This window comes from Micromonospora sp. NPDC047134 (assembly GCF_040643455.1).
In the GTDB taxonomy this organism is placed as follows: domain Bacteria; phylum Actinomycetota; class Actinomycetes; order Mycobacteriales; family Micromonosporaceae; genus Micromonospora.
Map to the genome: position 1 here is coordinate 100,351 of NZ_JBEYUI010000006.1, position 25,575 is coordinate 125,925.

General features: G+C 70.7%; 21 protein-coding genes. 7 read left to right on the forward strand and 14 right to left on the reverse strand.

Annotated features, from left to right (window positions below; all coding sequences use genetic code 11):
- Positions 1–105 precede the first annotated feature (105 nt).
- The gene (locus ABZ795_RS10655; protein WP_357530116.1) at positions 106–660 is read left to right on the forward strand and encodes a hypothetical protein; all 555 of its coding nucleotides are present in this window, start codon (positions 106–108) and stop codon (positions 658–660) included.
- 70 nt (positions 661–730) lie between these two features.
- On the opposite strand, the gene ABZ795_RS10660 is transcribed toward ABZ795_RS10655, so the two are convergent.
- From ABZ795_RS10660 to ABZ795_RS10670, 3 genes are read right to left on the reverse strand one after another with little or no spacing between them, the layout of a single operon-like run.
- On the reverse strand, positions 731–1,951 hold the full coding sequence (locus ABZ795_RS10660; RefSeq protein ID WP_357530117.1) for a nucleotide disphospho-sugar-binding domain-containing protein: 1,221 nt from the start codon (positions 1,949–1,951) through the stop codon (positions 731–733).
- Positions 1,944–2,363: an MmcQ/YjbR family DNA-binding protein gene (locus tag ABZ795_RS10665; RefSeq protein WP_357530118.1), complete on the reverse strand. Its 420-nt coding sequence runs from the start codon at positions 2,361–2,363 to the stop codon at positions 1,944–1,946. The genes ABZ795_RS10660 and ABZ795_RS10665 overlap by 8 nt, the downstream gene beginning before the upstream one ends.
- Positions 2,360–3,241 (reverse strand): hypothetical protein, encoded by an 882-nt coding sequence (locus tag ABZ795_RS10670; protein ID WP_357530119.1) that lies wholly within the window; start codon positions 3,239–3,241, stop codon positions 2,360–2,362. Before ABZ795_RS10670 ends, ABZ795_RS10665 begins: the two co-directional genes overlap by 4 nt.
- 294 nt (positions 3,242–3,535) lie before the next feature.
- Between ABZ795_RS10670 and rfbH the strand changes: the two genes are divergently transcribed.
- Genes rfbH through ABZ795_RS10690 form a run of 4 tightly spaced genes read left to right on the forward strand, consistent with a single transcriptional unit; the run spans position 3,536 to position 8,391 of the window.
- A complete protein-coding gene (gene rfbH / locus ABZ795_RS10675; protein WP_357530120.1) occupies positions 3,536–4,840 on the forward strand; it encodes a lipopolysaccharide biosynthesis protein RfbH in 1,305 nt (434 codons plus the stop codon).
- A gap of 25 nt (positions 4,841–4,865) precedes the next feature.
- A complete protein-coding gene (locus tag ABZ795_RS10680) occupies positions 4,866–6,119 on the forward strand; it encodes a nucleotide disphospho-sugar-binding domain-containing protein (RefSeq protein WP_357530121.1) in 1,254 nt (417 codons plus the stop codon).
- Positions 6,116–7,117 carry an NAD(P)-dependent oxidoreductase gene (locus ABZ795_RS10685; protein ID WP_357530122.1) on the forward strand — a complete coding sequence of 334 codons (1,002 nt, stop codon included), beginning with the start codon at positions 6,116–6,118 and terminating at the stop codon, positions 7,115–7,117. Before ABZ795_RS10680 ends, ABZ795_RS10685 begins: the two co-directional genes overlap by 4 nt.
- Positions 7,118–7,173: 56 nt before the next feature.
- Positions 7,174–8,391, forward strand: coding sequence for a class I SAM-dependent methyltransferase (locus ABZ795_RS10690; RefSeq protein ID WP_357530123.1), 1,218 nt, complete (start codon positions 7,174–7,176; stop codon positions 8,389–8,391).
- A 62-nt stretch (positions 8,392–8,453) separates the two neighbouring features.
- Here ABZ795_RS10690 and rfbA read toward each other — a convergent pair whose 3' ends face one another.
- From rfbA to ABZ795_RS10725, 7 genes are read right to left on the reverse strand one after another with little or no spacing between them, the layout of a single operon-like run.
- The gene (rfbA, locus tag ABZ795_RS10695; RefSeq protein ID WP_357530124.1) at positions 8,454–9,326 is read right to left on the reverse strand and encodes a glucose-1-phosphate thymidylyltransferase RfbA; all 873 of its coding nucleotides are present in this window, start codon (positions 9,324–9,326) and stop codon (positions 8,454–8,456) included.
- A 24-nt stretch (positions 9,327–9,350) separates the two neighbouring features.
- Positions 9,351–11,198: an ATP-binding cassette domain-containing protein gene (locus ABZ795_RS10700; RefSeq protein WP_357530125.1), complete on the reverse strand. Its 1,848-nt coding sequence runs from the start codon at positions 11,196–11,198 to the stop codon at positions 9,351–9,353.
- A gap of 42 nt (positions 11,199–11,240) precedes the next feature.
- Entirely contained in the window at positions 11,241–15,206 is a 3,966-nt protein-coding gene (locus tag ABZ795_RS10705) for an amino acid adenylation domain-containing protein (RefSeq protein ID WP_357530126.1), read from the reverse strand.
- Positions 15,203–15,478 (reverse strand): acyl carrier protein, encoded by a 276-nt coding sequence (locus tag ABZ795_RS10710; protein WP_357530127.1) that lies wholly within the window; start codon positions 15,476–15,478, stop codon positions 15,203–15,205. Before ABZ795_RS10710 ends, ABZ795_RS10705 begins: the two co-directional genes overlap by 4 nt.
- Positions 15,471–16,766, reverse strand: a complete 1,296-nt coding sequence (locus ABZ795_RS10715; RefSeq protein WP_357530128.1) for an OsmC family protein — start codon at positions 16,764–16,766, stop codon at positions 15,471–15,473. Before ABZ795_RS10715 ends, ABZ795_RS10710 begins: the two co-directional genes overlap by 8 nt.
- Positions 16,751–18,064, reverse strand: coding sequence for an aminotransferase class I/II-fold pyridoxal phosphate-dependent enzyme (locus ABZ795_RS10720; RefSeq protein WP_357530129.1), 1,314 nt, complete (start codon positions 18,062–18,064; stop codon positions 16,751–16,753). Before ABZ795_RS10720 ends, ABZ795_RS10715 begins: the two co-directional genes overlap by 16 nt.
- A 52-nt stretch (positions 18,065–18,116) precedes the next feature.
- On the reverse strand, positions 18,117–18,530 hold the full coding sequence (locus ABZ795_RS10725; RefSeq protein WP_357530130.1) for a hypothetical protein: 414 nt from the start codon (positions 18,528–18,530) through the stop codon (positions 18,117–18,119).
- A gap of 115 nt (positions 18,531–18,645) precedes the next feature.
- On the opposite strand from ABZ795_RS10725, the gene ABZ795_RS10730 reads away from it, so the two are divergent.
- Positions 18,646–19,812, forward strand: coding sequence for a hypothetical protein (locus tag ABZ795_RS10730; RefSeq protein WP_357530131.1), 1,167 nt, complete (start codon positions 18,646–18,648; stop codon positions 19,810–19,812).
- Positions 19,813–19,870: 58 nt separating this feature from the next.
- Positions 19,871–20,272 (forward strand): VOC family protein, encoded by a 402-nt coding sequence (locus ABZ795_RS10735; RefSeq protein ID WP_357530132.1) that lies wholly within the window; start codon positions 19,871–19,873, stop codon positions 20,270–20,272.
- 7 nt (positions 20,273–20,279) lie between these two features.
- Here the strand turns inward: ABZ795_RS10735 and ABZ795_RS10740 are convergent, their stop codons facing one another.
- Genes ABZ795_RS10740 through ABZ795_RS10755 form a run of 4 tightly spaced genes read right to left on the reverse strand, consistent with a single transcriptional unit; the run spans position 20,280 to position 25,573 of the window.
- Positions 20,280–21,101, reverse strand: coding sequence for a hypothetical protein (locus ABZ795_RS10740; protein WP_357530133.1), 822 nt, complete (start codon positions 21,099–21,101; stop codon positions 20,280–20,282).
- Positions 21,082–22,908, reverse strand: coding sequence for a radical SAM protein (locus tag ABZ795_RS10745; RefSeq protein ID WP_357530134.1), 1,827 nt, complete (start codon positions 22,906–22,908; stop codon positions 21,082–21,084). The genes ABZ795_RS10740 and ABZ795_RS10745 overlap by 20 nt, the downstream gene beginning before the upstream one ends.
- Positions 22,905–24,290 (reverse strand): alkaline phosphatase family protein, encoded by a 1,386-nt coding sequence (locus ABZ795_RS10750; protein ID WP_357530135.1) that lies wholly within the window; start codon positions 24,288–24,290, stop codon positions 22,905–22,907. The genes ABZ795_RS10745 and ABZ795_RS10750 overlap by 4 nt, the downstream gene beginning before the upstream one ends.
- Positions 24,287–25,573, reverse strand: a complete 1,287-nt coding sequence (locus ABZ795_RS10755) for a GTP-binding protein (protein ID WP_357530136.1) — start codon at positions 25,571–25,573, stop codon at positions 24,287–24,289. Before ABZ795_RS10755 ends, ABZ795_RS10750 begins: the two co-directional genes overlap by 4 nt.
- Positions 25,574–25,575: the final 2 nt, after the last annotated feature.

Here is a 25,575-nt window from a genome sequence, read left to right on the forward strand (position 1 = left end):
CTCCGAACCGACCGGAGCCGACAGCGGGAATGACTTGACGCCGGAACGCCGATCGAGCATCGTCGATTCAGATCGACCTCAGGGATACTCGAACGGGGAGAACCGATGAAGACTCTCGTCACTCTCGCTTCTGCTGCCGCCCTGCTCCTGCTGACCACCGGCAGCGCCCACCACCGCCCGCCGACCGCCGAGACGCCCTGCCGCGGGCAGATCCACACGAATCCGGGCTTCGAGCGCGGCACCACCGGCTGGACAGCCGGCCCCCGCATGGTCGTGCTCGGCGACGCGGCGCGGCCCGCCCACACCGGACGGGCGTACGCCACCTTCGCCGGGTTGGACGTCACCCGGTACGAACAGCTCGGTACCGAGGTGACCGTGCCGGCCAACTGCAACCTGACGGTCCGGTTCTGGGTCCGGACCCTGACCACGGAGACCCGCCGGGGCGACTTCCTGAACGTCGGGCTGGCGGTCACCGGGGAGCCCCCGAAGACGCGGTTCTCGCTGGCCTACGACAGTGGGCCGCAGTGGCGGGAGTACAGCATGTCCAGCGGGACGGCGACGACCGAGCGCACCGCATGGGCCAATTTCGTCGCCACCGAGATGGCCGGCAACGGGGTCACCGCCTTCGACGTCGACGACGTGACCTTCACCTTGAGCTGACCGGGCCGGTCAATACCGGCCGGGGGAGTCCGGATCGCCGTACTCCCCCGGTCCAGGTCCGGGCCGGTGGTCAGTCGGCGGCCAAGGCGGCGAAGATCCGGGCGGCGGCCCTGGGGTCGTGTTCCTTGCGGAAGGTGCGGGCGCACTCGCGCGCGGCGGACCGCCGCTCCGCAGAGGACAGCGATCCGCTGATCGCCTCGGCGATCACCTCGGGGGCGGAATCCCGGCGTACGCCGCAACCGGCGCCCAGTTCCTCCAGCCGACGGGCGCTGTTGAACTGCTCCTGGAAGGACGGGAAGATGATCGCCGGCGCCCCCCACAGCAGCGACCGCATGGTGGTGCCGAAGCCGCCGTGGTGCAGCACCAGGTCGGCGTGGGGCAGCCGCTCCTCCAGCGGAATGTAGCCGTACCCCCGGACGTTGGCGGGCAGGTCGGTGCGGTCGGCGAGCGACCCACCGAGGAACTCGAACTCGGTGTTCTCCACCAGCGCCGCGGCCTGCACCAGCGAGTCGACCAGCAGGGCCTCCTCGGGTTGGGCGGTGGTCGAGAGGCTGACGATGACCCGGCGCACCGGCCCGCCGGGAGGCTCGGGTAACTCGGCGGGGGGTTCCACCTGCGGGCCGATGTAGCGCACCTTCGACGGCACGGACGAGGAGGCCGGGTCGAAGGACGGGTAGCAGGTGATCACGACGGCGTCCGCGTGCTCGTACTGTTGCTGTGCCGTGGTCAGGGGCGGCAGGTCGAAGACGGCGCGGGCCTCGTTCAGGCGCGGCAGTCCCTGCGCCAGCATCCGGGTGAAGAGATAGGTGAAGGGGCCGTTGCGGGCGGCCCGAAGACCGGCGACCTCCACGGTCGGCAGGGGGTAGATGGTGTTCATCAGCACCACGTGCGGCAGGCCGAGCCGCTCGGCCGCCACCAGCGACCCGAAGAGGGTGTAGTCGGCGGCCAGCAGTTGCGCGTCGCACTCTTCGGCGGCCCGCAGGGTGTCCCGGGCCAACTCCACCGCCGGGCCGAACATGACCCGTTCCCTGATCAGGCGCGACGCCTCGGCCGGTGACCCGGCCTCCCACAGCTTCAACACGTCGGTGTCCCGGCTGCGCGGGTCGTGCCGGGGACCCAGGCGGAAGGGGGTGAACTCCAGGCCGGCCGCCCGGACCCGTTCGGCCACGGAATCGTTGGACAGCACCGTGACCGGGGTGCCCTCGGCGGCCAGCGAGCGCAGCATCAGCAGGGTGGTGGCGACATTGCCGCCGCCGTCCCACAGCGCGTAGAGCAGGCGTCGCTCACCCATCGGCGTGGAGTTGGTCGCGCAGCTTGCGGGGCAGCTTGGCGACCACGATGTCGTACGAGGCGTCGACCCATTCGAGGCTCTGCTCGACCGAGACCTCACCGGTGTAGTAGACGGTGTTGCAGAGGCGCTTGTTCGCGTAGTAGCCCGGCACCACGGATTCGTAGGTCTCGCGCAGCAGCAGCGACTCCTCCGGGTCGTAGGAGAAGGTCGCGTACTGGGGCCGGGCGTCCTGACCGACCAGCAGGAACACCTTGTTCATCACCCGGTAGACCGTGGTCTGCGGGCCGAAGACGTGGTCGAAGGTGGCGCCGGGCTTGGCCATGCAGTAGTCGTGCAGGATGTCGGAGGGCAGGACCTCCGAGGTGGAGCCTGCCGAGGTCGCCGGACCGGACGGGCTGTCGGAGGTGGTCATTCGGTGCTCCCGTCGACGTGGTACTCGGTGAGGTAGGACACCCGGGGCTGCATGGTGCCGTGCCGGACCGGTGGCACCCAGCGGCCGGAGATCCGCGAGACTATACCGGTCAGGGGCGTGGTCACCGGGATGTCGTCGGGGACGGCGGTGGACCATCGGGCCAGCGCGTTCATCGTCATCGGATCCAGCGGCACCCATTCGCCGTCGATCTGGATGTCGGCCCAGTGGTGCGGCGTGGAGAACGGCTCCGCCAGCAGCAGACCGAAGGACCTACGGGTCTGGTAGCCGAGCCGTTTGGCGCCGTGCAGCAGCAGGGTGGAGCTTCCACCGCAGTCGGAGATGCCGGTGGAACGCATGAACCTGGCGTCCCAGCGGATCGGCTCGGCCAGCAGGAAGAACCGCAGTCGGGCGATCTCGTGACACAGTTCGGCCAGGTCGTCCGGTATCGCCGGGGCCGGTGGCGGCGGGACGCTGTCCAGGACCACGGCGGGCGGCTCGTCGAGCGGGCCCAGGGTCACCTGTCGTCGCTGTCCGCCCGGCCAGGCGAACCGGTAGCGGCAGGGCCCCTCGTGGCCGGGGTCGGGACAGGACGGCACATAGCGTACGAGGTGTCGCCCGGTTCCCCGGCGGCAGCGCGCCCAGGTGCGGCCCCAGGAGCGGATGGCCATCCGTTGCACCGAGGACAGACCTAGGTGCAGGGAGAGGTTGCCCAGGTCGAGACCGTCGTAGCGGCGTTCACCGTCCACTTCGCGGTACTTCAACCCGGCGCGGGTCAGCCGTTCCAGCAGTTCGGCGCTCATCCCGTGCTGGGTCCGGGCCTCCCACGCCCCGCAGGTGTAACTGCGGTAATCGTCGGGCACCCGCGCGATGTCGGCCATCAGTTCCTCGATCGCCGCGTCGGATACCGATGAAGCGCCGCGCGCCGCCGTGGCTGTCACGCGGGCCGCACTTCGGCAGCCGACCGACGATCGGGCACCTGCGGCGGTATCCCGACGGTCATCAGACCCCTCCCCCTGCCGTACATCTCCCCAACACAACTACCCTAATTGACTGGAGTCATCAAGCCTTCTAGGCTCCGATGACAAGAGTTGAAGGGTAGCTCAGGACGTCGTGCTCCGACTGACAGAGTGAAGCGGGGACCGGACCGCGTCGGCACCGGGAGGGGAACGACCATGGGCGACCGCGCCGCGCGAATACTGGCCGAGGTGCGTCAGCTGCACCGCGAGGAGGAGAACACCGGGGAGTTCGAGCCCGGCGTGACCGAGATCTACCCCTCGGGTGCCGTCCTGGACGAGAACGACCGGGTGGCCCTGGTCGAGGCGGCACTGGGACTACGGATCGCCGCAGGGGCCCATTCCCGGCGGTTCGAGTCGGCCTTCGCCCGCACCCTGGGCCTTCGCAAGGCACACCTGACGAACTCCGGCTCCTCGGCGAACCTGCTGGCGATGGCCGCGTTGACCTCGCCGTCCCTGGGGGACCGCCGACTGCGGCCGGGCGACGAGGTGATCACCTGCGCGACCGGCTTTCCCACCACGGTCAACCCCATCATCCAGCACGGGCTGGTGCCGGTCTTCGTCGACATCGAACTCGGCACCTACAACGCCACCGCGGACGACATCGCCCGCGCCATCGGACCGCGTACCCGGGCCATCTCCCTGGCACACACCCTGGGCAACCCCTTCCAGGCGGCCGAGATCGCCGAGCTGGCCAAGGCGCACGGGCTGTTCCTGCTGGAGGACAACTGCGACGCGGTCGGCTCGACCTACCGGGGTCGGCTGACCGGCACCTTCGGCGACATGTCGACGGTCAGCTTCTACCCGGCCCACCACCTGACCATGGGCGAGGGTGGCTGCGTGCTGACCTCGAACCTGGCCCTGGCCCGGGTGGTGGAGTCGCTGCGTGACTGGGGCCGGGACTGCTGGTGCGAGCCGGGCGAGAACGACAGGTGCCTCAAGCGCTTCGGATACCAGATGGGGACCCTGCCGGAGGGCTACGACCACAAGTACATCTTCTCCCACGTCGGATACAACCTGAAGACGACCGACCTCCAGGCCGCGCTCGGGCTCAGTCAGCTAGCCCGGCTGGAGGAGTTCGGCGAGGCCCGTCGACGCAACTGGCGCCGGATGCGGGAGGGCCTGGACGGCCTGCCGCACCTGCTGCTGCCGGAGCCGACCCCGGACAGCGACCCGAGCTGGTTCGGCTTCGTGATCACCATCGCGACCGACGCCCCGTTCACCACCGCCGAACTCGTCGCCTTCCTGGAGCAACGCAAGATCGGCACCCGTCGGCTGTTCGCCGGCAATCTGACCCGTCATCCGGCGTACCAGGACGTCCAGCACCGGGTCTCGGGTGAGCTGACCAACAGCAACATCGTCACCAGCCAGACCATCTGGACCGGCGTCTATCCGGGGCTGACCAGCGAGATGCTCGACTACGTCGTCGCCTCGATCAAGGAGTTCGTCGCGGCCCGCAGCTGACCGGGCACGCCGGATTGGAGCACCTGTGCGCGTACTGTTCTGCATCTTCCCCCACACCTCCCACATGCACCCGGTGGTGCCGCTGGCCTGGGCGCTGCAGAACGCCGGGCACGAGGTACGGGTGGCCCTGCACCCGGACGCGCTGTCGTTGGCGACCGAGGCGGGACTGACCGCGGTGGCGATCGGTGAGCGCGAGCACCTGTCCGAGATCGTCGCGGCCAACCCCGATCCGACCAAGCTGCCCCGGCTGACCGGGACCATGGCCCTGGACTTCGAGGCGGGACCGAACCGCTGGCAGGCCCAGTGGATGCGCTACGTGGCGATGCTCTCCGGGTACCTCCCGGTCGTCGACGACCTGGTGGCCCTGGCCCGGCGGTGGCAGCCGGACCTGGTCCTGTGGGACCCGCTGTGCGTACCGGCCGCGGTTGCCGCCGAGGTGACCGGCGCCGCCCACGCCCGGTTGCTGTGGGCCCAGGACAACATCGCCTGGCTGCGCAAGAAGCAGCTCGACCTGGCCGCCACACCGGGTGCCCGGGTGCGCCGGGATCCGGCCCTGACCATGATGCGGCCGATGTTGGAGGCGTACGACCTGCCGTTCTCGGAGGAGTTGCTGCTCGGCCAGTGGACCATCGACCCGAGCCCGGAGGCCATGCGGCTGCCGGCCGATGTGCACTACGAGCCGATGCGCTGGGTGCCGTACAACGGGGGGGCCGAGGCCCCGGCCTGGCTGGACGAGCCGCCGCGTGGTCCCCGGGTGGCCCTGACCCTGGGCCTGGGCGGCCGGGGACGGCAGCTCTACGAGGAGTCCGGAGTCTCCTTCACCGAGGTGGTCGAGACCATCGCCGGGCTCGGCGCGGAGGTCGTCGCCACCGGGCACCCCGGCCGGCCGGAGGGGGCCAAGCCCCTGCCGGAGGGGGTCCGGCTGGTCGACTACCTGCCGCTGACCCAGCTGCTGCCGAGCTGTTCGGCCCTGATCCACCACGGCGGGGCGGGCACCTTCGCCGCCGCGGTGGCGTACCGGGTCCCCCAACTGATCACCTCCGTGCCCTTCTGGTCGGAGGGTGACCTGGCCCGGCACGTGGTGCAGCGGGGCGCCGGCCTGGCCCTGGACGTGCAGGAGTTCAGCGTCCCGGCCCTGGCCGACACGCTGGGCCGACTCCTCACCGAGCCGACCTTCGCCGCCGGGGCCGAGCGGCTGGCCCGGGAGGCCGCCCAGGCCCCCAGCCCGGCCGAGCTGGTCGGCACCCTGGAGAAGCTCACCGCCCGGCACCGGCGATGAGTACGGCGACATCTACCGGTCACTGGGCCGGCCGGAACGTCGTCGTCACCGGGTGCGCCGGTTTCATCGGCTCACACTTCGTCGAAGGGCTGCTGGCCCGCGGCGCCTCCGTGCTCGGCCTCTACCGCCGGGACAACCGGCGGGTGCTGTCCCAGTTGGCCGCCGACGACCGGCTGAGGACCGTACGGCTGGACCTGCTCGACGAGGCCGCAGTGCACGAGGCGGTCGCCGGGGTGCCCGGCGGGGTCGACGCGGTCGTGCACTGCGCCGCGCTGACCGGCAACCTGACCTACCGACGTGAGCACCCGGCGACCATCCTCGACGCCAACATGCGGACCGTAGCCGTCATCCTGAACTGTGCCCGGCGGCACGGGGTCGCCGACATCGTCCTGCTCAGCTCCGGCGAGGTCTATCTGCACGCCACGGAGCATCCGACCCGGGAGGAGGACGACTTCCGGACCGCCATGAGGTACGCCCCGGACGGGTACTACCTGTCGAAGAACTACGCCGAGATCCTGGCCGAGACCTACGCCCAGGAGTACGGCATGCGGATCTTCCGGCCCCGGCTGACCAGCATCTACGGCCCCCGCGACAACTTCGAGCCGGACACCGACCGGGTGGTCCCGCAGATGTTCGCCAAGGCCCTGGCCGGTGAGGCCATCGAGATCTGGGGCGACGGCAGCCAGACCCGGACGTACCTGTACGTCACCGACCTGGTCGACGCCACCCTCCAGATGGTCGAGAGGAACAAGCACCCCGTAGTGAACATGGGTACCCCGGAGGCGATCTCCCCGGTGCAGCTCGCCAGGTCGATCTGCGCCGCCCTCGGCCTTCCGGAGAGGATCACCTTCGACCGCACGAGGTCCGGTGGACGACCGAATCGGACGTTCGATCTCAGCAGACTCCACGAGATCATCGACTTCCGACCGCGAACCCTTCAGGACGGACTGCGGCTGACCGCCGATTGGTACCGGGAACACCGGCTACAACGCGCTTAACGCATCCCGCAGGCGAAGGGTCGACCGCCCGGACCCCCGACAGAAAGCTACCTGGCATGTCAGATTGTCGTATATGTGGTGGCCCGGTCCAGGAATTCTTTGATTTCGGACCCCAACCGGTGTCGGACGTGTTCCCCAAGCCGGCCGACATCGGCACGGAGCACTTCTACCGGCTGGCCGTAGGGTTCTGCGAGCGCTGCACCATGGTGCAGCAGTTCGAGGAGGTGTCGCGGGAGCGGATGTTCCCCGCCGACTACCCCTACCGGTCGTCGGGTTCGGCGCTGATGCGGCGCCATTTCGAGCAGGCCGCCGCCCACTACCTGGCGACCGAGTTGTCCGGCCCGGACCCCTTCTACGTGGAGATCGGCTGCAACGACGGCATCATGCTCAGCTCGGTGCAGGCCGCCGGAATCCGGCACCTCGGCGTCGACCCGGCCGAGGAGGCCGTGAAGGTGGCCGGCGCGAGTGGCAGCCGGGTCCATGTCGGCTTCTTCGAGGAGGCGACCGCACGGCGCATCCGGGAGACCGACGGGCCGGCGAACCTGATCTTCTCCGCCAACACGATCAGCCACATCGCCTACATCGACTCGGTGTTCGCCGGGGTGCACGCCCTGCTCGCCGAGGGTGGCATCTTCGTCTTCGAGGACCGGTACCTCGGCGACATCATCGCCAACACCTACTTCGACCAGATCTACGACGAGCACTTCTACCTGTTCTCGGTGCGCTCCGTGCAGGCGATGGCCGAACGGTTCGGCTTCGACCTGGTCGATGTGGAACCCCTGCCGGTGCACGGCGGCACCATGCGGTACACCACCGCCCGCAGAGGCGAGCGCCAACCGACCCCGGCGGTGGCCCGGTGGTTGTCGAAGGAACAGGAACAGAAGCTCGCCGAGCGGGCCACCTACGAGAGCTTCGGCGCGAAGATCGAGTCGAACTGCGAGGAACTGAAGGCGCTGCTCACCCGACTGCGCGACGAGGGCGCCCGGGTGGTCGGCTACGGCGCCACCTGCAAGAGCGCCACGGTCACCAACTACTGCGGGATCGGTCCCGACCTGGTGCCCTTCATCTGCGACTCCACCGTGGAGAAGCAGCATCGGGTGACCCCGGGATCGCACATCCCGATCCGGCCGCCCGCGGCGTTCAGTTCCCCGTACCCGGACTACGCGCTGCTCTTCGCCTGGAACCACGCGGCCGAGATCATGGCCAAGGAGCAGGAGTTCAGGGCGGCCGGCGGCAAGTGGATCCTCTACGTGCCGGACGTGCACATCGTCTGACCGGCCGGTGGGCATCGATGCGGCGCTCCCCCGGAGGAACCGGGGAGAGCGCCGAACCACCGTCAGGCCAGGGAACGGGCGATGTCCATGACGTACCGCCCGTACTCCGAACTCTTCATCTTCAGGCCCAGCTCATAGCAGGCCTCGGAGTCGATGAACCCCATTCGCAGGGCCACCTCCTCCAGGCAGGCCACCCGTACCCCCTGGCGGTGCTCCAGGACCTGGACGTACTGACTGGCGGCGAGCAGCGACTCCGGGGTGCCGGCGTCGATCCAACTGAAGCCGCGACCCAGTTCGATCAGCCGGGCCCGACCCTGGGCCAGGTAGACCTGGTTCACGTCGGTGATCTCCAACTCCCCCCGTGCGGAGGGCTTGAGATCACGCACGATGTCCACGACGTCCGGGCTGTAGAGGTACAGCCCGGTGATCGCGTTGTCGGAGCGGGGCCGCAGCGGCTTCTCCTCGATCGAGATCAGTTCTCCGGAGGCGTCGATCTCGGCGATGCCGTACCGACCGGGGTCGGAGACCGGGTAGCCGAACAGGGTGCACCCGTCGATCTTCGCCTGCGTCTCCTGAAGGAGGGTGGGGAAGCGCGCGCCGTGGAACACGTTGTCGCCGAGGATCAGCGCGGAGTCGTCGGTGCCGACGTGGTCCGCGCCGATCAGATAGGCCTCGGCGATTCCTCGGGGTGCCGACTGGGTGGCGTAGGTGACGTTCAGTCCCAGGTGGGAACCGTCACCGAACAGGGCCCTGAGGGCAGGCACCCCGTCGGGCGTGGAGATGACCAGGATGTCCCGGATGCCGGCGAGCATGAGCACCGACATCGGGTAGTAGACCATCGGCTTGTCGTAGACGGCCAGCAACTGCTTGGTGGTCGCCAGGGTCAGCGGATACATCCGCGTCCCGGAGCCCCCGGCCAGAACGATGCCCTTCATGGCTGTCCTCCCGCCCCTCAGGCCTCAGGCCCGGCTCGTCGCCCGCTTCGCCGCGATGCTCGCCCAGAGCAGCATCACCAGGGCGAACCCGGCGCCCACCGCGAAGCCGATCGCCAGCGACCGGCTGTCCCAGCCGGTGGTCAGCAGCCCGCGCATGGCGTCGAGCAGGTAGGTGGCGGGGTTGGCGTGGGCGGCCACCGCGATCCAGCCCTTGAGCTGCTCCTGCGGCATCAGGGCGGGCGAGATGAACAGCAGCGGGAAGAAGATCAGGGTGGCCGCGTTCGCCGCCGCGGCGTTGCCGGTGATCATCGCGGTGGCGGCCGAGTAGCCGGCGATGCCCAGGCCCCACAGCAGCGACAGCGCGAAGACCACGAGCATCCCCAGGACGCCGGTGGCCGGGTCGAGCCCGATCAGCAGGCTGAGCAGGGTCACGATGATCGCCTGTACCAGCACGACTAGGGCACCCAGCAGCATGAACGAGGCCATCAGGGCGGTCCGCGACAGCGGCATGGTCAACTGGCGCCGGAAGTGGCCTGCCTCGATGTCCTGCACCAGGGTCATGCCGGCCACCCCGCCGGACAGGGAGGTGAACAGCAGGATGATCGGGAGCAGGAAGTTGGTGTAGTTGCCGCCCGGCACCTCCTGCACGGCGGCCGAGCCGCCCAGCAGGCCGTCGTACACGAACAGGAAGAAGGTGCCGATCATCAGGTTCGGCAGGGAGGCCGCCGGGTTACGCAACGCCTCGCGGAACAGCCGGGCGAACAGCAGCCGGGTCTGGGTGAGTACGGAGGCGGCCCCCGGCCCCTTGGCGGCGGGGGCCACCTGCGGCAGGACCTTCTTCTGCTCGACGCTGCGAGTCTCCGTACCCGGATCGGGGTCTTCCTGATCGTCGTCGCTGGTCGTGATGCCGTGCCCGGTGAGGGCGATGAAGACGTCGTCCAGGGTCGGACGCTTGATCGTCGTCTCTCGGGGCTGGATGCCCACCCGGCTGAGATCGGCCATCAGGGCGGGGACCGCCGCGGCGGCGTCCTGCACCCGGTAGCGGACCAGTTGCCCGGCCTGTGCGCCGGGAATGCCGCCCGCCTGCACCTCCTGGGCTGCCCGGGCGGCCTCGGCCCGGTCGGCGAAGAGCACCTCCACGGTGTCACCGGAGTGGTTGCGCTTCAACTCCTCCGGGCTGCCGAGCGCGATGACCTCGCCGCCGTCGATGATCGCCACCCGGTCGGCGAGTTGGTCGGCCTCCTCCAGATACTGGGTGGTCAGCAGGATCGTGGTGCCGCTGTCGCGCAGCGCGCGGATCTGCTCCCACAGCGCCCGGCGGGACACCGGGTCCAGGCCGTTGGTCGGCTCGTCCAGATACAGCACCGGCGGCCGGTGCACCAGCGCCAACGCCAGGTCCAGGCGACGCTGCATACCCCCGGAGTAGGTCTTGATCAGACGGTCCGCGGCCTCCTCCAGGTCGACCAGGGCCAGCAGCTCCACGGCCCGCGCCGCAGCCTCCTTGTGCGACATGCCCCAGAGCTGCCCGGCGTGCCGCAGCGCCTCCCGCGCGGTCATCATCTCGGCCAGGGCGGTGTCCTGCAGGGCCACCCCGATCCGGCTGCGGACCTGCTCGGCGTCCTCGACGATGTCGTAACCGGCGATCCGCACGGTGCCGCCGGTCGGGCGCATCAGGGTGGAGAGCAGTTGGACGGTGGTGCTCTTGCCGGCTCCGTTGGGGCCTAGCAGGCCGAAGACCTCCCCCGGCTGGACCTCGAAGGAGACAGAGCCGAGAGCCACCACGAGCGCCGCCTTGCCGCGGGCCGGGTACTCCTTGCGGAGACCCTCCACCCGGATCATTGGCTCTCGGACAGCCGTATCAGTGATGGTCATGGAACTCCTCCGGTGCGGATGTGTCGATGGTCGAACGGACGCTTAGCCGGCGCGGTCCGGCATCAGCAAGGCCGCGAGGTGCGACAGGTCGGTGGTCATCACCGAGTAGTGATCGCCCCGCACGGGGTGGACCTGCACGCCTGCCGTCGGGTCGCCGGTCCCTGTCCATGCCTCGTCGAGGGGTCGCAGACCGGGAAACTCGGCGTCGGTGCGCTGCGTGCAGCGCACCAGCACCACCTCCGCGCTCGGTGGCGTCGGCCGGTGGCGCAGCAGGGCCCGGTAGTTGAGCAGGTAGCGGTCGAAGGCCTCGGTGAGTTCCGCCGGGATCTCCGCGGGTGCCGACCCGGGTGCTCCACCGTGCAGGTCGGCCAGGAAGGCCCGGACGGCGTCGTCCCCGTCATGGTGGTACGAGTCGTCCTCGGGATCGGCGGCCAGGTAGCTGTCCACCGCGACCACCCGGTCGACCCGGTGACCGGCGGCGGTCAACCGGCGGGCCGCCTCGATCGCCAGCACCCCGCCCATCGACCACCCGGCCAGCACCAGCCGTTGCGGGGTCGACCCTAGGGCCGGGGAGAGCTCCTCGACGTACCGTTCGACGAGTTCCTCGACGCTCTCGGCGCGGTCACCGGGCGGCGGTGCCTGCACCCCCAGCACGTGGGTCTGCGCGGGCAGGGTGGCGACGAGTTGCCGGTAGCAGAGCACCCCGCCGCCGACCGGGTGGAACAGCACCAGGGTGTCGGCGCCCGGCTGCCCGCTCAGGGTGACCACGCTCGCCGGTGCCGGTCGACCGGCCGCCGGATGTCCCGCGCCGCCAGGTCGTACCAGATCTGAGATCAGCGCCGCCTGGCCGGCCAGGGTGGGCTCGCGGAGCAGGTCACCGAGGGAGGGACGCACCCCCAGGGTGGCGGTGATCCGGCTGACCAGCCGCGCCGCCAGCAGCGAGGTGCCGCCGCAGGTGAAGAAGTCCGCCTTGCGGTCGAGGATCGGCTCGCCGAGGACCTCCTGCCAGACCCGGGCCAGGGTGGCCTCGGTGCCCGGCCGGGGCGGATCGGCCACCACCGTCGGCAGGTCGGTGGCCGCGTGCCGACGCAGGGCGGCCCGGTCGACCTTGCCGTTGCCGGTGATCGGCAGCGTGTCCAGTACGACGAACCGGGCGGGCACCATGTAGGTCGGCAGGGCCTGCCCGGCGGCGGCCTGGAGTCGGTCGACCAGTTCGGCGCGGTCCGCCTCGGACAGGGCCTCCGGTCCGGCCGGGACGACGAAGGCCACCAGGCTGCGTTGCGCGGCCCGGTCGCCGTGCACGTCGACGACCACGGACCGCAAGGTCAGATGGGCCGGCAGGGCGGCTTTGAACAGGGTCGCCTCGATCTCGCCCAGTTCGATGCGGAAGCCTCGGATCTTGACCTGGGTGTCGATCCGGCCGAGGAACTCCAGGGTGCCGTCGGGTCGGTAGCGGGCCCGGTCCCCGGTGCGGTACATCCGCTCGCCGGTGCGGGGGTGCCGCAGGAAGGCCGCCGCCGTCAGCTCGGGCTCCCGGTGATAGCCGCGGGCCAGCCCGGCGCCGGTGATGTAGAGGTCACCGGCCACCCAGTCGGGTACGTGGTCCAGGTCCCCGTCCAGGACGTGGAAACCCTGGTTGGCCAGCGGACGCCCGTACGGCACGCTGTTCCAGCCCGGCAGCGGCCGGTCGATGATGTGCACATTGGACCAGATGGCCGCCTCGGTGGCGCCCCCCAGACCGGCGACGGTGGCCCCCGGTGCCACCGCCCGGAGCCGGTCGGCCAGGTCGAGCGGGATCCAGTCACCGCTGAGCATGACCAGCCGCAGCCTCGCCAGCCGACCGGGGTCGTGCCCGGCTTCCAGGGCCATGTCCAGCAGCGCGGGCACGGAGTTCCACACGGTGACGCCGTGCCGGGCCGCCGTGTCCAGCCAGGCGTCCGGGTCGGGTCCGGCCAGGTCCTCGGGTGGCAGCACCACGGCGCCGCCCACGGCCAGGGTGCCGAAGATGTCGAACACGGACAGGTCGAACCCGAGGGAGGACAGTGCCAGCACCCGGTCGGTGGTGTCCAGGGTGAAGCGGTCCACCAGGTCGTCGATGGTGTTGACGGCCGCCCGGTGTTCGATGGCCACCCCCTTGGGCTCCCCGGTGGTGCCGGAGGTGTAGATCACGTAGGCCAGGTCCTCGGGGTGGCTGTGCACCGCGAGTTCCACCCCGGCGGACGCCCCGGCCAGGGCCTGGGTGAGATCGGTGCACCGCAGACCGGGCACCGGGTCGGTGCCGGTGGCCAGGGTGGTGACCGTGGCCAGGCCACGGCCGTCGGCCAGGACCTGCCGCACCCCGGCGTGCCGCAGCACCCGGGCGGCCCGCTGGGCGGGCAGGCCGGCGGCCAGGGGAACGTATCCACAGCCGGCGTAGAGGACCGCCAGGGTGGCGACGACCTGCCGCCAGCCCTTGTCGGCACAGACCCCGACCAGGTCACCCGGCTCGGCGCCCTCACGGATCAGGCCGGCGGCCAGGGTGGTGGCCGCCTCCCAGAGCTGCCGGTAGGTCAGGGTGCGCTCATCACCGATCACCGCGGGGTGGTCCGGATACCGGCGGCGGGCCTGCTCGAATCCCTCGTGCAGCAGCCGGGCCGGCAGCGGCCGGGTGGTGCGGTTGGCCGCCATCCGCGCGGCGAGCAGACCGGCGGGCAGCGCGGGTCGCTCCGGCTGTTCCCAGGTGTCCTCGGGGTCGGTCAGCCACCGCAGTTGATGCTGATAGGTGGCGAGGAAGTCGGCTACCAGCCCCGGCGGGAACACCTCGCGCACCACGTCGATGTTGAGACCGATCTCCGTGCCCACCTCGTACACCTGGTGGTCCAGCCACACCTGGGGGGTACGCATCCCACCGGGCATCGGTCGGGCGCCGGGGAAGGGGCCGTCGTCGTCCGTGCCGTCGGAGGAGGAGCCGATGCCGATGGTGCTGGTGAAGACCACCGGCATGAGGGTGCCCGCGCCGCCGCGCATCGCCCGGATGCGGCGCAGCACCTCGATGCCGGAGACCGCGCTGTGCCCGTACGCGTCGTGCAGCTCCCGCTGCACCGCGGCGGCGCGCTCGGCGAAGGTGCCGGCCGAGGGCGGTATCGCCACCAGCACGGTGGTGCCGTAGTTGCCGATGACGTCGGCGTGCCGGGCGGTCGGGGGGCGTCGTGAGACGAGCACGTTCAGGCAGAAGGTGTCCTGGGTGCACCAGCGGCGTACCACTTCGGCGTAGGCCGTGCACAGCACGGCGTTGACCGAGAGCCCTCGGGAACGGGCCCGCTCGTACAGCCGCCCGGTGCGTTCCTCGTCCAGGGTCCAGGTGTGCCGCTCGAAGGAGTCCCCAGTCGCCGGCCGGGTGCCACCGGCCGTCGGCAGGTCGGGTGGGTCCGGCAGGTCCGCCAGGCGGGTCGACCAGTACTGCTCGTCGGCGCGGCGGGCCCGGCTGGTCGGGTCGGCCGATCGGGTGACGAAGTCGCGGTACGAGCCCCGGGGCTCGGGCAGCTCGGTGTCCGGGTCTCGGTACCCGGCGGCGAGGTCACGCAGCAGCACCCCGACGGATGCGGCGTCGAAGGCGAACAACCGCACCGCCAGGGCGACCAGCATCCGGTCGCCGCTGCGCGCGACGCCGCAGCTCAGTGGCGGCCCGTCGGCCAGATCGGGCAGTACGCCCAGGGTCTCGGCGCGCAGCCGGTCCCAGTCCTGCTCCCGGTCCCCGATGCCGCCGCTGAGGTGATGCAGCGGCACGGTGGCCTGCTCGGCGATGATCTGCTCACCGGTCGGCAGCACCCGTACCCGCAGCATCTCGTGCCGCGCGACGCACCGGGCCAGCGCCCGTTGCAGGGCCGCCACGTCAAGCTCGGCGACCTCCCAGCCCAGGGCCAGGTAGCCGGGGGTGGACAGTTCGTAGGCGCCCTGCTCACCGACCCAGTAGGCGTGTTGCAGGTCGCTGAGCGGGAACGCCGCGACCTGCTCGGCCACGGCGGTCACGACACCGAGTCTCCGGCCGGTTCGTCCAGATACGCACTCAGCGCCGTGGTGAACCCGCCCAGGGTGGGATTCTGCAGCAGCAGACGTACCGGGATCTCCTCGCCCAGGGCGTCGGAGAGTTCGGCGGTGACCATCAGGGCCAGCAGGGAGGTGCCCCCGGCCTGGAAGAAGTCCGCCTCCGGGTCCGGCCCGGCGGCGTCGGCGGAGGCGCCGGGCATACCGTCGAAGGCCGCCACCCAGGCGTCGCGTACGGCGTCGGCCACCTCAGTCATGCCGGGCCCCCGCCTCCAACGCGGCGTACCGGCTCTCGGCCGGTTCCACGGTGTCCAGGGCCGACACCTCGCCGTACCCGGTGGTCTCCGACATCGCCACCACGGCGGACTCGGCAATCTCCGGCTCCGGCACCCCGGCAGAGTCCGGGTTCTCGGTCAGGCCGGACTCTGCCTGGTCCGCAACCGACTCGGCCGGGTCCGTGATCTCGGCGGTGGTCTCCGGGGTGGCCGGGACCGCGTCGGCCTCGGCGGACTCCGCAGCGACCGGGGCGACCGATTCCGACGCGGCGTCGAAGGTCTCGCTCTCCAGGTTCAGCTTGATCCGGTGCGGCTGGGTCAGCAGCCCGGCGACGGCGGAGCGGCGTACCGCCTCGCGCACCAGGTCCCGCCAGTCCTCGGGGGCGCCCTCCGGTTCGTCCACCGTCAGGTGCAGATCCTGTACCTGGGGCGGGATCCCGGGTTCGGTCATCAGCAGGCCACGCACGTCCACCCGACCGCTGGCCCGCGCCTGCCACACCAGCGGCGGCAGACCTTCCTCGGCGACGATTTCGGCCAGCCGTTGCACCACACAGGCGGCCAGCGCCATCAGCATGTACTCCTGGGGGTTGGGCCCCCAGTCCACGCCGCCCATCTGCTTGGCCTGGTCGATCCGCAGCTCGGTGCCGTCGATCGGGGCCCGGAACTGGACCCCGTACGACCATTCGATGTGCTGTTCGACGGTGTGACCGGCGATGGGGGCGGCCGGTATCCGGATGCCCTCGACGGTCTCCGGCTCACCACCGAGGCTCAGGGTCAGGGCTTGCGGGTCGATGACCGTACGGTGGTTGGGGCTCTGCTGGACGACGAACTCGACTACCTCGCCCAGATCCACCCCGTTGACCGCGGCCCGGCTCTCGATGGTGTACGTCAGGTCGGACAACCAGCGGGCCCCCCACCGGCGGCGATGGTAGGCGCTCAGGTGCAGACGCAGATGCTCGAAGGTCACCCCGCGGGCGCTGGCACCGGCGATCAGGGTGGTCAGCGCGCAGGACCCGAGAGCGGTGAGGGCCAGCCGCACCGGGTCGGCCACCCCTGCGCCGGGGTCGACGGTCGGATGGTCGGCGATGGTGAAGGTGAACCGTCGGGGCGACTTCACCGAGCCCAGCAGGGCCGGTTCGGACCGGCCGGTCGTGCCACGTCCCGGTCGCCAGGCGGCCGAGGCCGCGTAGCGGTACTGCGCCTCGTCTGCGGAGGCTTCCACCTCGTGTACGAGTTCGCTGACACCGGCGATGTTCAGTCCGTTGCGCATGCCGCCCCCTGCTCCAGTGCCGCATACAGGTCGTTGATGAGATCGGGCAGGTCCTCGATGCCGGCGGAGTAGCGGATCAGCCCTTCACCGATGCCCGCGGCCGCCCGTTGGGCCCGGGTCAGTGAACTGTGCGAGGTGTTGAACGGCATGCTGACCAGCGACTCGACGCCGCCCAGGCTGGTCGCCACCCGAGGGATGCGCAGCGCCTGCATGGTGGCCAGCGCCGCCGCGTCTCCCCCGGCCACCTCGAAGCTCACCATGCCGCCGAAGCCGCTGGCGTACTCCCGTACGTGCGGATAGGGGTAGTCCGGGAGGCTGGGGTGGTGCACGGCGGTGACGCGCGGGTGCCGGGCCAGCGCGGCGGCGATGCCGGCCGCGTTCTCGTTGTGCGCCCGCATCCGGACGGCGAGGGTCTTCAGGCCCCGCTCCAGCAGGAAGCAGGAGAAGGGCTCCAGGGTGCCGCCGAGGCGCAGTCCCTGGGCCCAGATCCGGTCGACGAACTTGCGGCTGCCGGCCACCACTCCCGCGGTGAGGTCGCTGTGGCCGTTGAGGTACTTGGTGGCGCTGTGCACGACCACGTGCGCGCCGACCTCCAGGGGACGCAGGCAGGTGGGGGTGAGGAAGGTGTTGTCCACCACCAGCAGGATGTTGTGCTCTGCGGCCAGCTTCGCCAGTTGCGGCAGCGGCGGCGCCTTGAGCAGCGGGTTGGTCAGCCCCTCGACGAGCAGCATCTGGGTTTCCGGCCGGATGGCCGCCGCCACCGCCGCCAGGTCGGTGGTGTCGATGAAGGACACCTCCCGGCCCAGGGCGTGCATGTCCTCCCGCATCAGGTTGTACGTGCCGCCGTAGACGTCGTAGCCGGTGATGATGTGGCCACCGGGGTTGGTCAGGGCGATCACGGTCGTACTGATGGCGGCCATGCCGGAGGAGGTGACCAGAGCGCTCTGGGCCCCCTCCAGTACGGCGATCTTCTCCTGCACGCTCCACTGCGACGGGTTGCCGTAGCGGGTGTAGATGGCCACGTCCCGGGTGACGCCTTCGAAGAAGGCCCGGTAGCTGGTGTCGTGCAGCAGGAAGGTGCTGGTCTGGAAGATCGGGGTGCCGACCGCCCCGGTGGTCGGATCACAGTAGGTGCCGCCGTGCACGGCGTTGGTGGAGTTGCCGGCCTGGGTGTCGCGCTCCGCCTGCTGGGGCAGCCGCGGCCCCTCGGTGCGTTCCCGTTCCAGGTCGTTCATCCACCGGGCGTCGGCCCGGGGCGACGGTAGCGATCCGATCGCCGTGCCGTTGTGTTCGCGCATGCGTCACCCCTCATGGGCATCGGGTGGGCGAGGGTGGGTGGTGGTCGGTGGGTCAGGGACGCAGCACGCCGGACAGCCGCAGGGTCACGTCCAGACCCTCGTCGCAGGAGTGGCTGATGCGCACGTCACCGCGGGCGTAGCGGTAGTTCTCCGTGCCGCCGGTGATGGCCAGCAGGCCGAGCTGGTCCTCCACGAAACCCTGGGCGGTGATGCAGCCCTCGGGCAGTTCCATGGTCACGTTGACCTGCCAGCTGGTCTCGGTGACCAGGGTGCAGGTGCCGGCGTCGCGCCCGACGACGTTGTCGTTCATGTCCCGCAGGAGGTCGTGGTAGACGAAGTGGTCGCCGAGGGTGGTCTCACCCTCCTGCTGCGCGAACGGCTTGAAGCCGGCTCCCACGGACAGGAAGCGGAGAACCTGCTCGGTGTCCGTGCCGGGGGTGGGGTGCTCCGGCGTGTCGACCGTCATGGGCCCTCCTGAGGTGCGCAGGCGTCTAGAGTGAACCAAAGTCAATCAGCGCTGTTTACTATAGTCAAGTGAGTCACACACTCCAGTAATTGCTGATCAAGCGGAGGTCGACCGGATGTCCGATCACCGGAACAGCTCGGTCGATCATCTCCAGGTCATCGGCTTCGGCGCGGCCGCTCTGGGCATCCCGATCGCCGCCGACCGCCAGGGACGACTCACCGATCTGCTCGGGCGCGGGTGCGTGTTCTTCGACAGCCGCCGCCCCCGGGAGTGGACCAGCCTGGGCTACGACATCCTGTCCAACTCGGCCGGTGCGGACTTCCTGGTCGGCATCGACCCCGCCGGCGCCTTCGCCGAGGCCCTGGACACCCCGCAGGCACGGTCGTTGCTGGCCGCCGGCACCCGACCGGTGCCCCTGCCGACCGCCTCGGTCTTCCTGCACGACCTGGCCGGCCGGGTGGCCGAGCACCTCGCCGGCCTCGGCGATGAGGTGCGCTTCGGCAGCCGGGTGGACCACATCGTGGTCGAGCCGGGCGGGGTGTTCCGCAGCCACGACGCGCAGGGGCGCACCCTGGCCCGCTCGCGGCACGCCGTACTGGCCGTCGGGGCGGCACCCCGACCGGCCGGTGCCGGCTGGTTGACCTCCGAGGCATTCCTGCGCGGGCACTGCCTGACCCACGCCAAGACCGCCGTCGCCGAAGGACACCGCATCCGGATCGTCGGGGGGTCACACAGTGCCTTCTCGGTGGCCGGCATGGTGCTGCGGGAGTGGGGTGACGAGCTGACCACCGGGCAGGTGTGGATCGACGCCCGCCGCCCGGTGCGCCTCTACGGCGCCAACCTGAAGGATCGGCACTCACCGGCCGATGTGGTGGATCCCGACACCGGCGAGGTCAACCGGTTCTGCGGGTTGCGCGGCCCGGCCCGCGACCTCTACCAGGCGGTGGTACGGGGCGACGAGCGGCGGGTGCTGCTCACCGAGGGAGGCGGTGAGCCGCGCCCTGCGGTCAGGCCGGAGCTGACCGTCTCCGCGCAGGGTTACCGGGCCCGCCCCGTACCGGTGCGGACCGAGCAGGGGGAAGTCCTGGTCGGTCCCACCGACCCGGCGGTGGACCGCGACGGACGCCTTCTGGACGCCCGGACCGGCAACCCGGTGCCCGGTCTGTTCGCCCTGGGCCTGGGGTACCGGCACATCGCCCCGGACGGCACCGCCGGTTATCCCCGGGCGGCCCTCAACATCTTCCACGGCGACGCGGCCGACCGGATCCTTGCCACACTGTAGATGACCATGGCGGTGTCGGATCGGCACCGCCGCCAACCCCTGGGAGAGAGAACACCAGATGCGACTGAGTTACGTGCGACTCATGGTCGAGGACTACGCCACCTGCTTCACCTTCTACCGGGACGTGATCGGGCTGAAGGTCACCTACGGCGACGAGCACTCCCGCTACGCCGAGTTCGAGATCGGCTCGGGTACCCAACTGGCGCTCAACAAGCGCGAGGTGATGGCCAAGGCCCTCGGCACCGAGCACGCCGATCACGCCCTGCCGGGGCAGGACCGCTTCGCCCTCATCCTGGAGGTCGAGGACGTCGACAGCACCGCGGCCGAACTGGTCTCCCGGGGCGCCAACATGATTCAGGGCCCCTCGGACCGGCCGGGCTGGGGCATCCGGTCGGCGTACTTCCGTGACCCGGACGGCTACCTGATCGAGATCAACAAGCAGCAGCCCGAAGAGGACTGAGCACCGGTCAGCGCAGCGGTCGGTCCTGCACGTAACGCAGGCCCAACCGCAACGCCGTCTCCGCCTTGCCCAACTCGGTGCCCAGGTAGCCGGCGTGCGACAGCTCGTCCACCAGGTCGTGGCGGATGGCCGCCAACAGCAGGGCCTCCGCACTGTGACTACGCAGCTCATGCCCACCGCGCAGGTCGTGATGGTAGTGCTGGAGCACGATCTGGTGCGCGTCACGGTCGACCGACACGACGAAGAAGTCGCCGTCGGCCCGGTTGATCGGCGAGCGTCGTCCGCCGGCGGGCAGGGGCACCAGCCGCACCCCACCGGCGGAGGTCGGCTGGGTCGACTCGGGCGCCGGATCGGCCACGGGCAGCAGGTCCAGTTCGGCGCCGAGCCGGACCACATCGGTCACCCCGATCCGATCCAGCACGACCACCCGGCGGCGGAATACCTCGACGAGGGTGGGTCGTACGCTCAACCGCGGTCGGTAGCCCTGCGCACCGAGGATGGTGCCGTCGGCCCGGCAACCGTGCGCGGCGAGCGCCAGCAGGCTCTGCCCCTGCCGGAACAACGGCGAGTCCGTGCCGCAGATCACCAGGGTGCTCACCTCGGGGTGCGCGGCCAGGGTGGTGACCAGTTGGTCGATGCCGAGGTTTGCCGTGGCCAGCGGCCTGGCCACGGCGACCCGAGGGTGCGACGACAGCGCCTCGGCCAGCGCGTGGTCGGTCAGCGTGCAGACCGCGACGGTCGCCGTGCCGGTGCGACGGTCGCCGACCCGACGGGCGGCCCGCGGTGCTGGGGCGCGGGCCGTCCGTCGGTCACCACGTAGCGGCGCCACCGTTGTAGCTGCGAGGTGCCCCACCGGGCGTCACCGGCGGCATGGTCGAGCTGATCGCCGACACGTCGTGGCCCAGTCGGTGCAGCCGCATACCCACCCGAAGCTGCTCGTTGCGGATGGTGTCGATGCAGTTGCGGAAGCGCTGCTCGACGTCGGCCACCTGACGGTGGCGGTCCCACTTGCTGTCGTCGCCGCCGTCGAGGACGTGGTGCAGGTTCTCCATGAAGAACTCGTAGTTCGCCTGCCCCATCCGCTGCCGGATCTCGTGCAGGAAGGACTTGAACCCCTCCAGCACCTCCACCGCGCGGGGGTCGGCGTGGACCCGGCGGTACAGCCGGGACACGAAGGTCTGCACCACCACGTTGAAGGTCTCGAACTCGAAGACGGCCGACTGGTCGGTCAGCACCCCGCGCTCGTGGTAGTCGTCGTTGTTGTACAGCGAGGCGTAGTGCAGGGCCAGCCGCTGCACCCGCTCGTCCTGGTACCGGTAGTCGTACGGGTCCAGGGTCTTGTGGAAGCCCTCCCCCAGCAGGCCGTCGGCCGCCAACCGGTCCGCGATGCCGGTGCCCGGATAGACCTCCAGCCGCTCGGTGAGCCGACGCAGGTTGTGGCCGGCGTGCGCGCGCAGGAACTCGGCGTTCTGCACCAGGGTCTCCACCGTGGCGTACGGGTGGAAGGGGATGAAGCCCATCGCCAGGTAGATGCCGTGCTCCCGGAGCATCCGGATGATGGTGATGTTGTCCTCGACGGTGGCCCGCTTGTCCCACAGCAGCAGTTCCTCGGGCACCCCCGACTCGATGCCGACGTTGACCTTCTCCAGGCCGCTGCGGACGAGCAGATCGAGCAGTTCGTGATCCTCTTCGGTGTCGTGCCAGTTCTCGGCCCGCATGCAGACGTTGTAGTAGATGTCCAGGCCACGGTCGAGGATGCCCTGGGCGATGGCCCGGACCCGCTTCTTGCCCACCCGGCCGCCGTCGGGGTCCTCGAAGGTCGAGTCGACGAAGTCGAAGGTGCGGAACCGGTGCTCGCGGACCAGGTACTCCACCTCGTCGAGGACGGACTCCGGGCTACGGCCGCGCCACGCCTTGCCGGGCTGGATCCGGTTGCCCAGGTTGGGTGCGGAGCAGAAGGTGCACTGGGCCACGCAGCCACGGCTGGTGCTGACCCGGACGTACTCCAGCTTGTTGCCGTGGGCCACCAACTGGTCGCGGGCGGGGTACGGCAGCACGTCGAGGTTGTGCACCAGGGGACGGGGCGGGTTCTGCCGCAGCGAGCCGTCCGCCGCCCGGTAGGCGATACCGGGGCAGTCCTCGACCGACTCGCCGAGGGTCAGCCGCTGGACCAGGTCCAGGATGAGGGGCTCCCCCTCGCCGATCGCCACCAGGTCGACGTAGGGGTTGCCGCGCAGCACCTCGGTGCCGGTGAAGGTGCCCGCCGGGCCGCCGCAGGCGATGACCACCTCCGGGTCGGCCGCCCGCAACGCGGCGGCGAACTCCAGGCAGCTCGGCACGTTCAGGCTCATCAGGGTGAAGCAGACCAGGCGGGGCTGGTACGCCAGCAGTTCGGCCACCGCCTCGGCGTGCCGGCCGTGCTCCACCTCCCGGATCTCGCAGGTGTAGCCGACCTGGCGCAGCACCCCGGCCATGTAGGCGACCCCCAGGTGCTCCGGTGACATCACCAGATCGCCGTCCAGCAGGATCACGAAGCTGACCCGGAAGGCACCCGGGTCGGTGATGCGTTCGTCGAGGGTGATGGCGAACTCCCCCGGCTTGGGCCGGGTGCGCTCGATGCGTAGCGGTGTGCTCACCGGTTACTTCCCTCCGCCGTTCGGGATTCGGTGGTCGATGTCTGCTGGTCTCGTACGTCGATCCCCTCCATGCCGGGGATGGGGTCCAGTCCGAGCATGGCCAGGACGGTCGGCGCCACGTCGCGCATGTGCACCCCGCCGGAGCCGGTGTCGCCCCGGCACCAGAAGGTCGCCCCGTCCCGGGTGTGGGTGCCGGTGAACGGTGCCGGAAGGACCAGTTCGTCCGTGGTCCAGGCGCCCCGGATCTGGGTGCCCAGGGCCGGCATCGCCACCAGGTCGGGGGCGTCCACGCTCCACGGCCCGTGGTAGAGCTCCGCGCCGCGCAGCACCTGCGCGACCACCTGCTCGCCCTCGCCGCCCTCGGTGACCGACCCGTCGGCGGCCCGCCGCAGCCGCAGCAGCCGCTCGGACATCTCGTCCAGCAGGGCGTCGACGGAGCCCAGGTCCCGCCCGCGCGGGAACCGGCCGCGCCGGTTGAGGTAGATGCGACCCGGGTCCAGGGCGAAGGCCGTGGTGTCCTGGTCGATCTGGTCCAGCGAGTCCGCGTCGGCCGGCAGCGCCAGGTAGCCGGCCCGGCGCAGCCAGGCGTTGAGGTAGAGCTGGGTGTGGGCCGGGCCGAAACCGTGGTCGCTGACGATCGCCAGGCCGCCGTCACCGGCGTACGGGACGATCTGGGCGATGGCCTCGTCGACCCGGCGGTAGAAGTCCATGATCCGGGGGTGCAACCGGCTGGTCGGGTCCATCACGTCCCGCCACAGGAAGTGGTGCACCCGGTCGGTCTCGGTCAACACGCAGACCGCCAACTGCCACCGTTCCTCGGCGAGCAGGTACTGGAAGGCCTGGCGACGGGCCTCCAGCGCCGCGTCCACCCGGTCCAGGAAACCGTCCGGGTTCGTCGCCGCGTCGCCCACCTCGACGTCCAGGGAGTACCCGAAGTTCCGCAGCGGCTCGCGCAGCCGGGCGGGCGACACGGCCCGGTCGAACTGCGGGGCCACGAAGCCCGACACCAGCACCCCGTCGATGTCCGCGGCCGGGTAGGTGCCCGGGACGTTGAGGATCAGGCTGGCCGCACCGGAGTTCTGCACCGCTTCCCAGAAGGGGGTGGCCCGCAGATCGGGCAGTTGCGGGAAGTAGGTGCGGTACCCGCCGGGAAGGAGGTCGATGAACCCGTAGATGCCGTGCCGGCCCGGGTCCGTGCCGGTCAGGAAGCTGGCCCAGGAGGTGGAGCTGATCTCCGGCACGGGCGCCATCAGGGAGCGCAGGGAGCCCTGCGGCAGCAGTTGCGCCACCGTGGGCATCACCCCCCGGTCGGCCAGGTCACGAAGCAGCCAGTACGGCATCCCGTCCAGGCCGATCACCACGGCCCGGTCCGTCGCGCTCATCGGGTCACCTTCCCGGCCGCCACGGCCACGGCGGCCGACTCGGCCTGCACCTCGTCGACGATGCCCAGTGCCAGGGCGTGTCCGGCGGCGTCGCAGAGCATGAAGCGGCCCAGCGGCGGGCAGACCCGGACGTTGTCCGCCGGTGCCGGGACGGACAGCAGCAGCTCGACCGCGGCGATCTCGCTGAACTCGACCGTGCCGAGGTCATCGGTGGGCCGGCCGGCCACCGGAAGTCCGGTCGCGCTGTTCCAGCGTTGCTCGATCCGCTGCACCGTGCCGGTGACCGTGGCGGAGGAGTACCGCACCACGCAGGGGGCACCGGCCCGCACCCCGTCGGGGGCGGTGACCAGGATGCGGGTACGCCATCGTCGGCCGACCTGCGGCCGTTGCTCGGGCGGGGCCAGCACGGTGCCCGGCTCCGGTTCCTCCCCGCGTACCGTCAGACCCACGCTGTCGCCCGCAGTGGCCTGCGACAACGGGGGTTCCCCGAACCGTTCGATCGCCTCCACGACGCAGTGCCGACCGGCCGCGTCGACCAGTTCGGCGCCGACGCGCAGGGTACCGCTCTCCACCCGGCCGGTCACCCGACGTCGGGGGGCCCGGCCGACCACCGCCTGTACGGCGAAGCGCAGCAGGGCGGAGCTTTCCCGGCGTACCCCGACGGTGTGCAGGACGGACAGCAGGGGCTGCCCGTCGTACCACGGCAGCTCGGTGGCGGCGGGACCGGTGACGTTGACCCCGGCCAGGGCGCTGACCGGGACGACCGCGGCCAGTTCGATGCCGCACTCTCCGGCGACCGTGGCCAGTTCCCGGGCCACCGCCAGGAAGGTCTCCTCGCGGTAGCCGGCCAGGTCCATCTTGGTCACCGCGCCCACGCAGGTCGTCACGCCGAGCAGTTCCAGGACCCGCAGGTGGCGGCGGGTCTGCTCGGCGGCGCCCTCGGTGCAGTCCAGCACGACCACGCCGATGTCGGCCCGGGAGGCGCCACTGGCCATGTTCTTCAGCAGCTCGGCGTGGCCGGGTACGTCGATGAACAGGAAGTGCCGCTCGGCGGTCTCCACCACGGACTGGGCGGTGTCCAGGGTGATCAGGCGTTGCCGCTCCTCGCTCAGCCCGTCGAGCAGAAAGGCCAGACCACCCTCGTCGACGGCCACGTCCAGCCGGTCCGGGGTGATCGCGCCGGTGTCGTACAGCACCCGCCCGAGCAGGGTGGACTTGCCGTGGTCGACCTCGCCCACGAAGGCGACGCGCAGGGTGTCACGGGCGGTGCCGTGGCCCGCCACGG

What these genes read in the sequence shown, in the direction of transcription:
- ABZ795_RS10655 (WP_357530116.1), top strand. Translation starts at nt 106, where the DNA reads ATGAAGACTCTCGTCACTCTCGCTTCTGCTGCCGCCCTGCTCCTGCTG.
- ABZ795_RS10660 (WP_357530117.1), bottom strand. Translation starts at nt 1,951, where the DNA reads ATGGGTGAGCGACGCCTGCTCTACGCGCTGTGGGACGGCGGCGGCAAT.
- ABZ795_RS10665 (WP_357530118.1), bottom strand. Translation starts at nt 2,363, where the DNA reads ATGACCACCTCCGACAGCCCGTCCGGTCCGGCGACCTCGGCAGGCTCC.
- ABZ795_RS10670 (WP_357530119.1), bottom strand. Translation starts at nt 3,241, where the DNA reads ATGGCCGACATCGCGCGGGTGCCCGACGATTACCGCAGTTACACCTGC.
- rfbH (WP_357530120.1), top strand. Translation starts at nt 3,536, where the DNA reads ATGGGCGACCGCGCCGCGCGAATACTGGCCGAGGTGCGTCAGCTGCAC.
- ABZ795_RS10685 (WP_357530122.1), top strand. Translation starts at nt 6,116, where the DNA reads ATGAGTACGGCGACATCTACCGGTCACTGGGCCGGCCGGAACGTCGTC.
- ABZ795_RS10690 (WP_357530123.1), top strand. Translation starts at nt 7,174, where the DNA reads ATGTCAGATTGTCGTATATGTGGTGGCCCGGTCCAGGAATTCTTTGAT.
- rfbA (WP_357530124.1), bottom strand. Translation starts at nt 9,326, where the DNA reads ATGAAGGGCATCGTTCTGGCCGGGGGCTCCGGGACGCGGATGTATCCG.
- ABZ795_RS10700 (WP_357530125.1), bottom strand. Translation starts at nt 11,198, where the DNA reads ATGACCATCACTGATACGGCTGTCCGAGAGCCAATGATCCGGGTGGAG.
- ABZ795_RS10710 (WP_357530127.1), bottom strand. Translation starts at nt 15,478, where the DNA reads ATGACTGAGGTGGCCGACGCCGTACGCGACGCCTGGGTGGCGGCCTTC.
- ABZ795_RS10715 (WP_357530128.1), bottom strand. Translation starts at nt 16,766, where the DNA reads ATGCGCAACGGACTGAACATCGCCGGTGTCAGCGAACTCGTACACGAG.
- ABZ795_RS10720 (WP_357530129.1), bottom strand. Translation starts at nt 18,064, where the DNA reads ATGCGCGAACACAACGGCACGGCGATCGGATCGCTACCGTCGCCCCGG.
- ABZ795_RS10725 (WP_357530130.1), bottom strand. Translation starts at nt 18,530, where the DNA reads ATGACGGTCGACACGCCGGAGCACCCCACCCCCGGCACGGACACCGAG.
- ABZ795_RS10730 (WP_357530131.1), top strand. Translation starts at nt 18,646, where the DNA reads ATGTCCGATCACCGGAACAGCTCGGTCGATCATCTCCAGGTCATCGGC.
- ABZ795_RS10735 (WP_357530132.1), top strand. Translation starts at nt 19,871, where the DNA reads ATGCGACTGAGTTACGTGCGACTCATGGTCGAGGACTACGCCACCTGC.
- ABZ795_RS10750 (WP_357530135.1), bottom strand. Translation starts at nt 24,290, where the DNA reads ATGAGCGCGACGGACCGGGCCGTGGTGATCGGCCTGGACGGGATGCCG.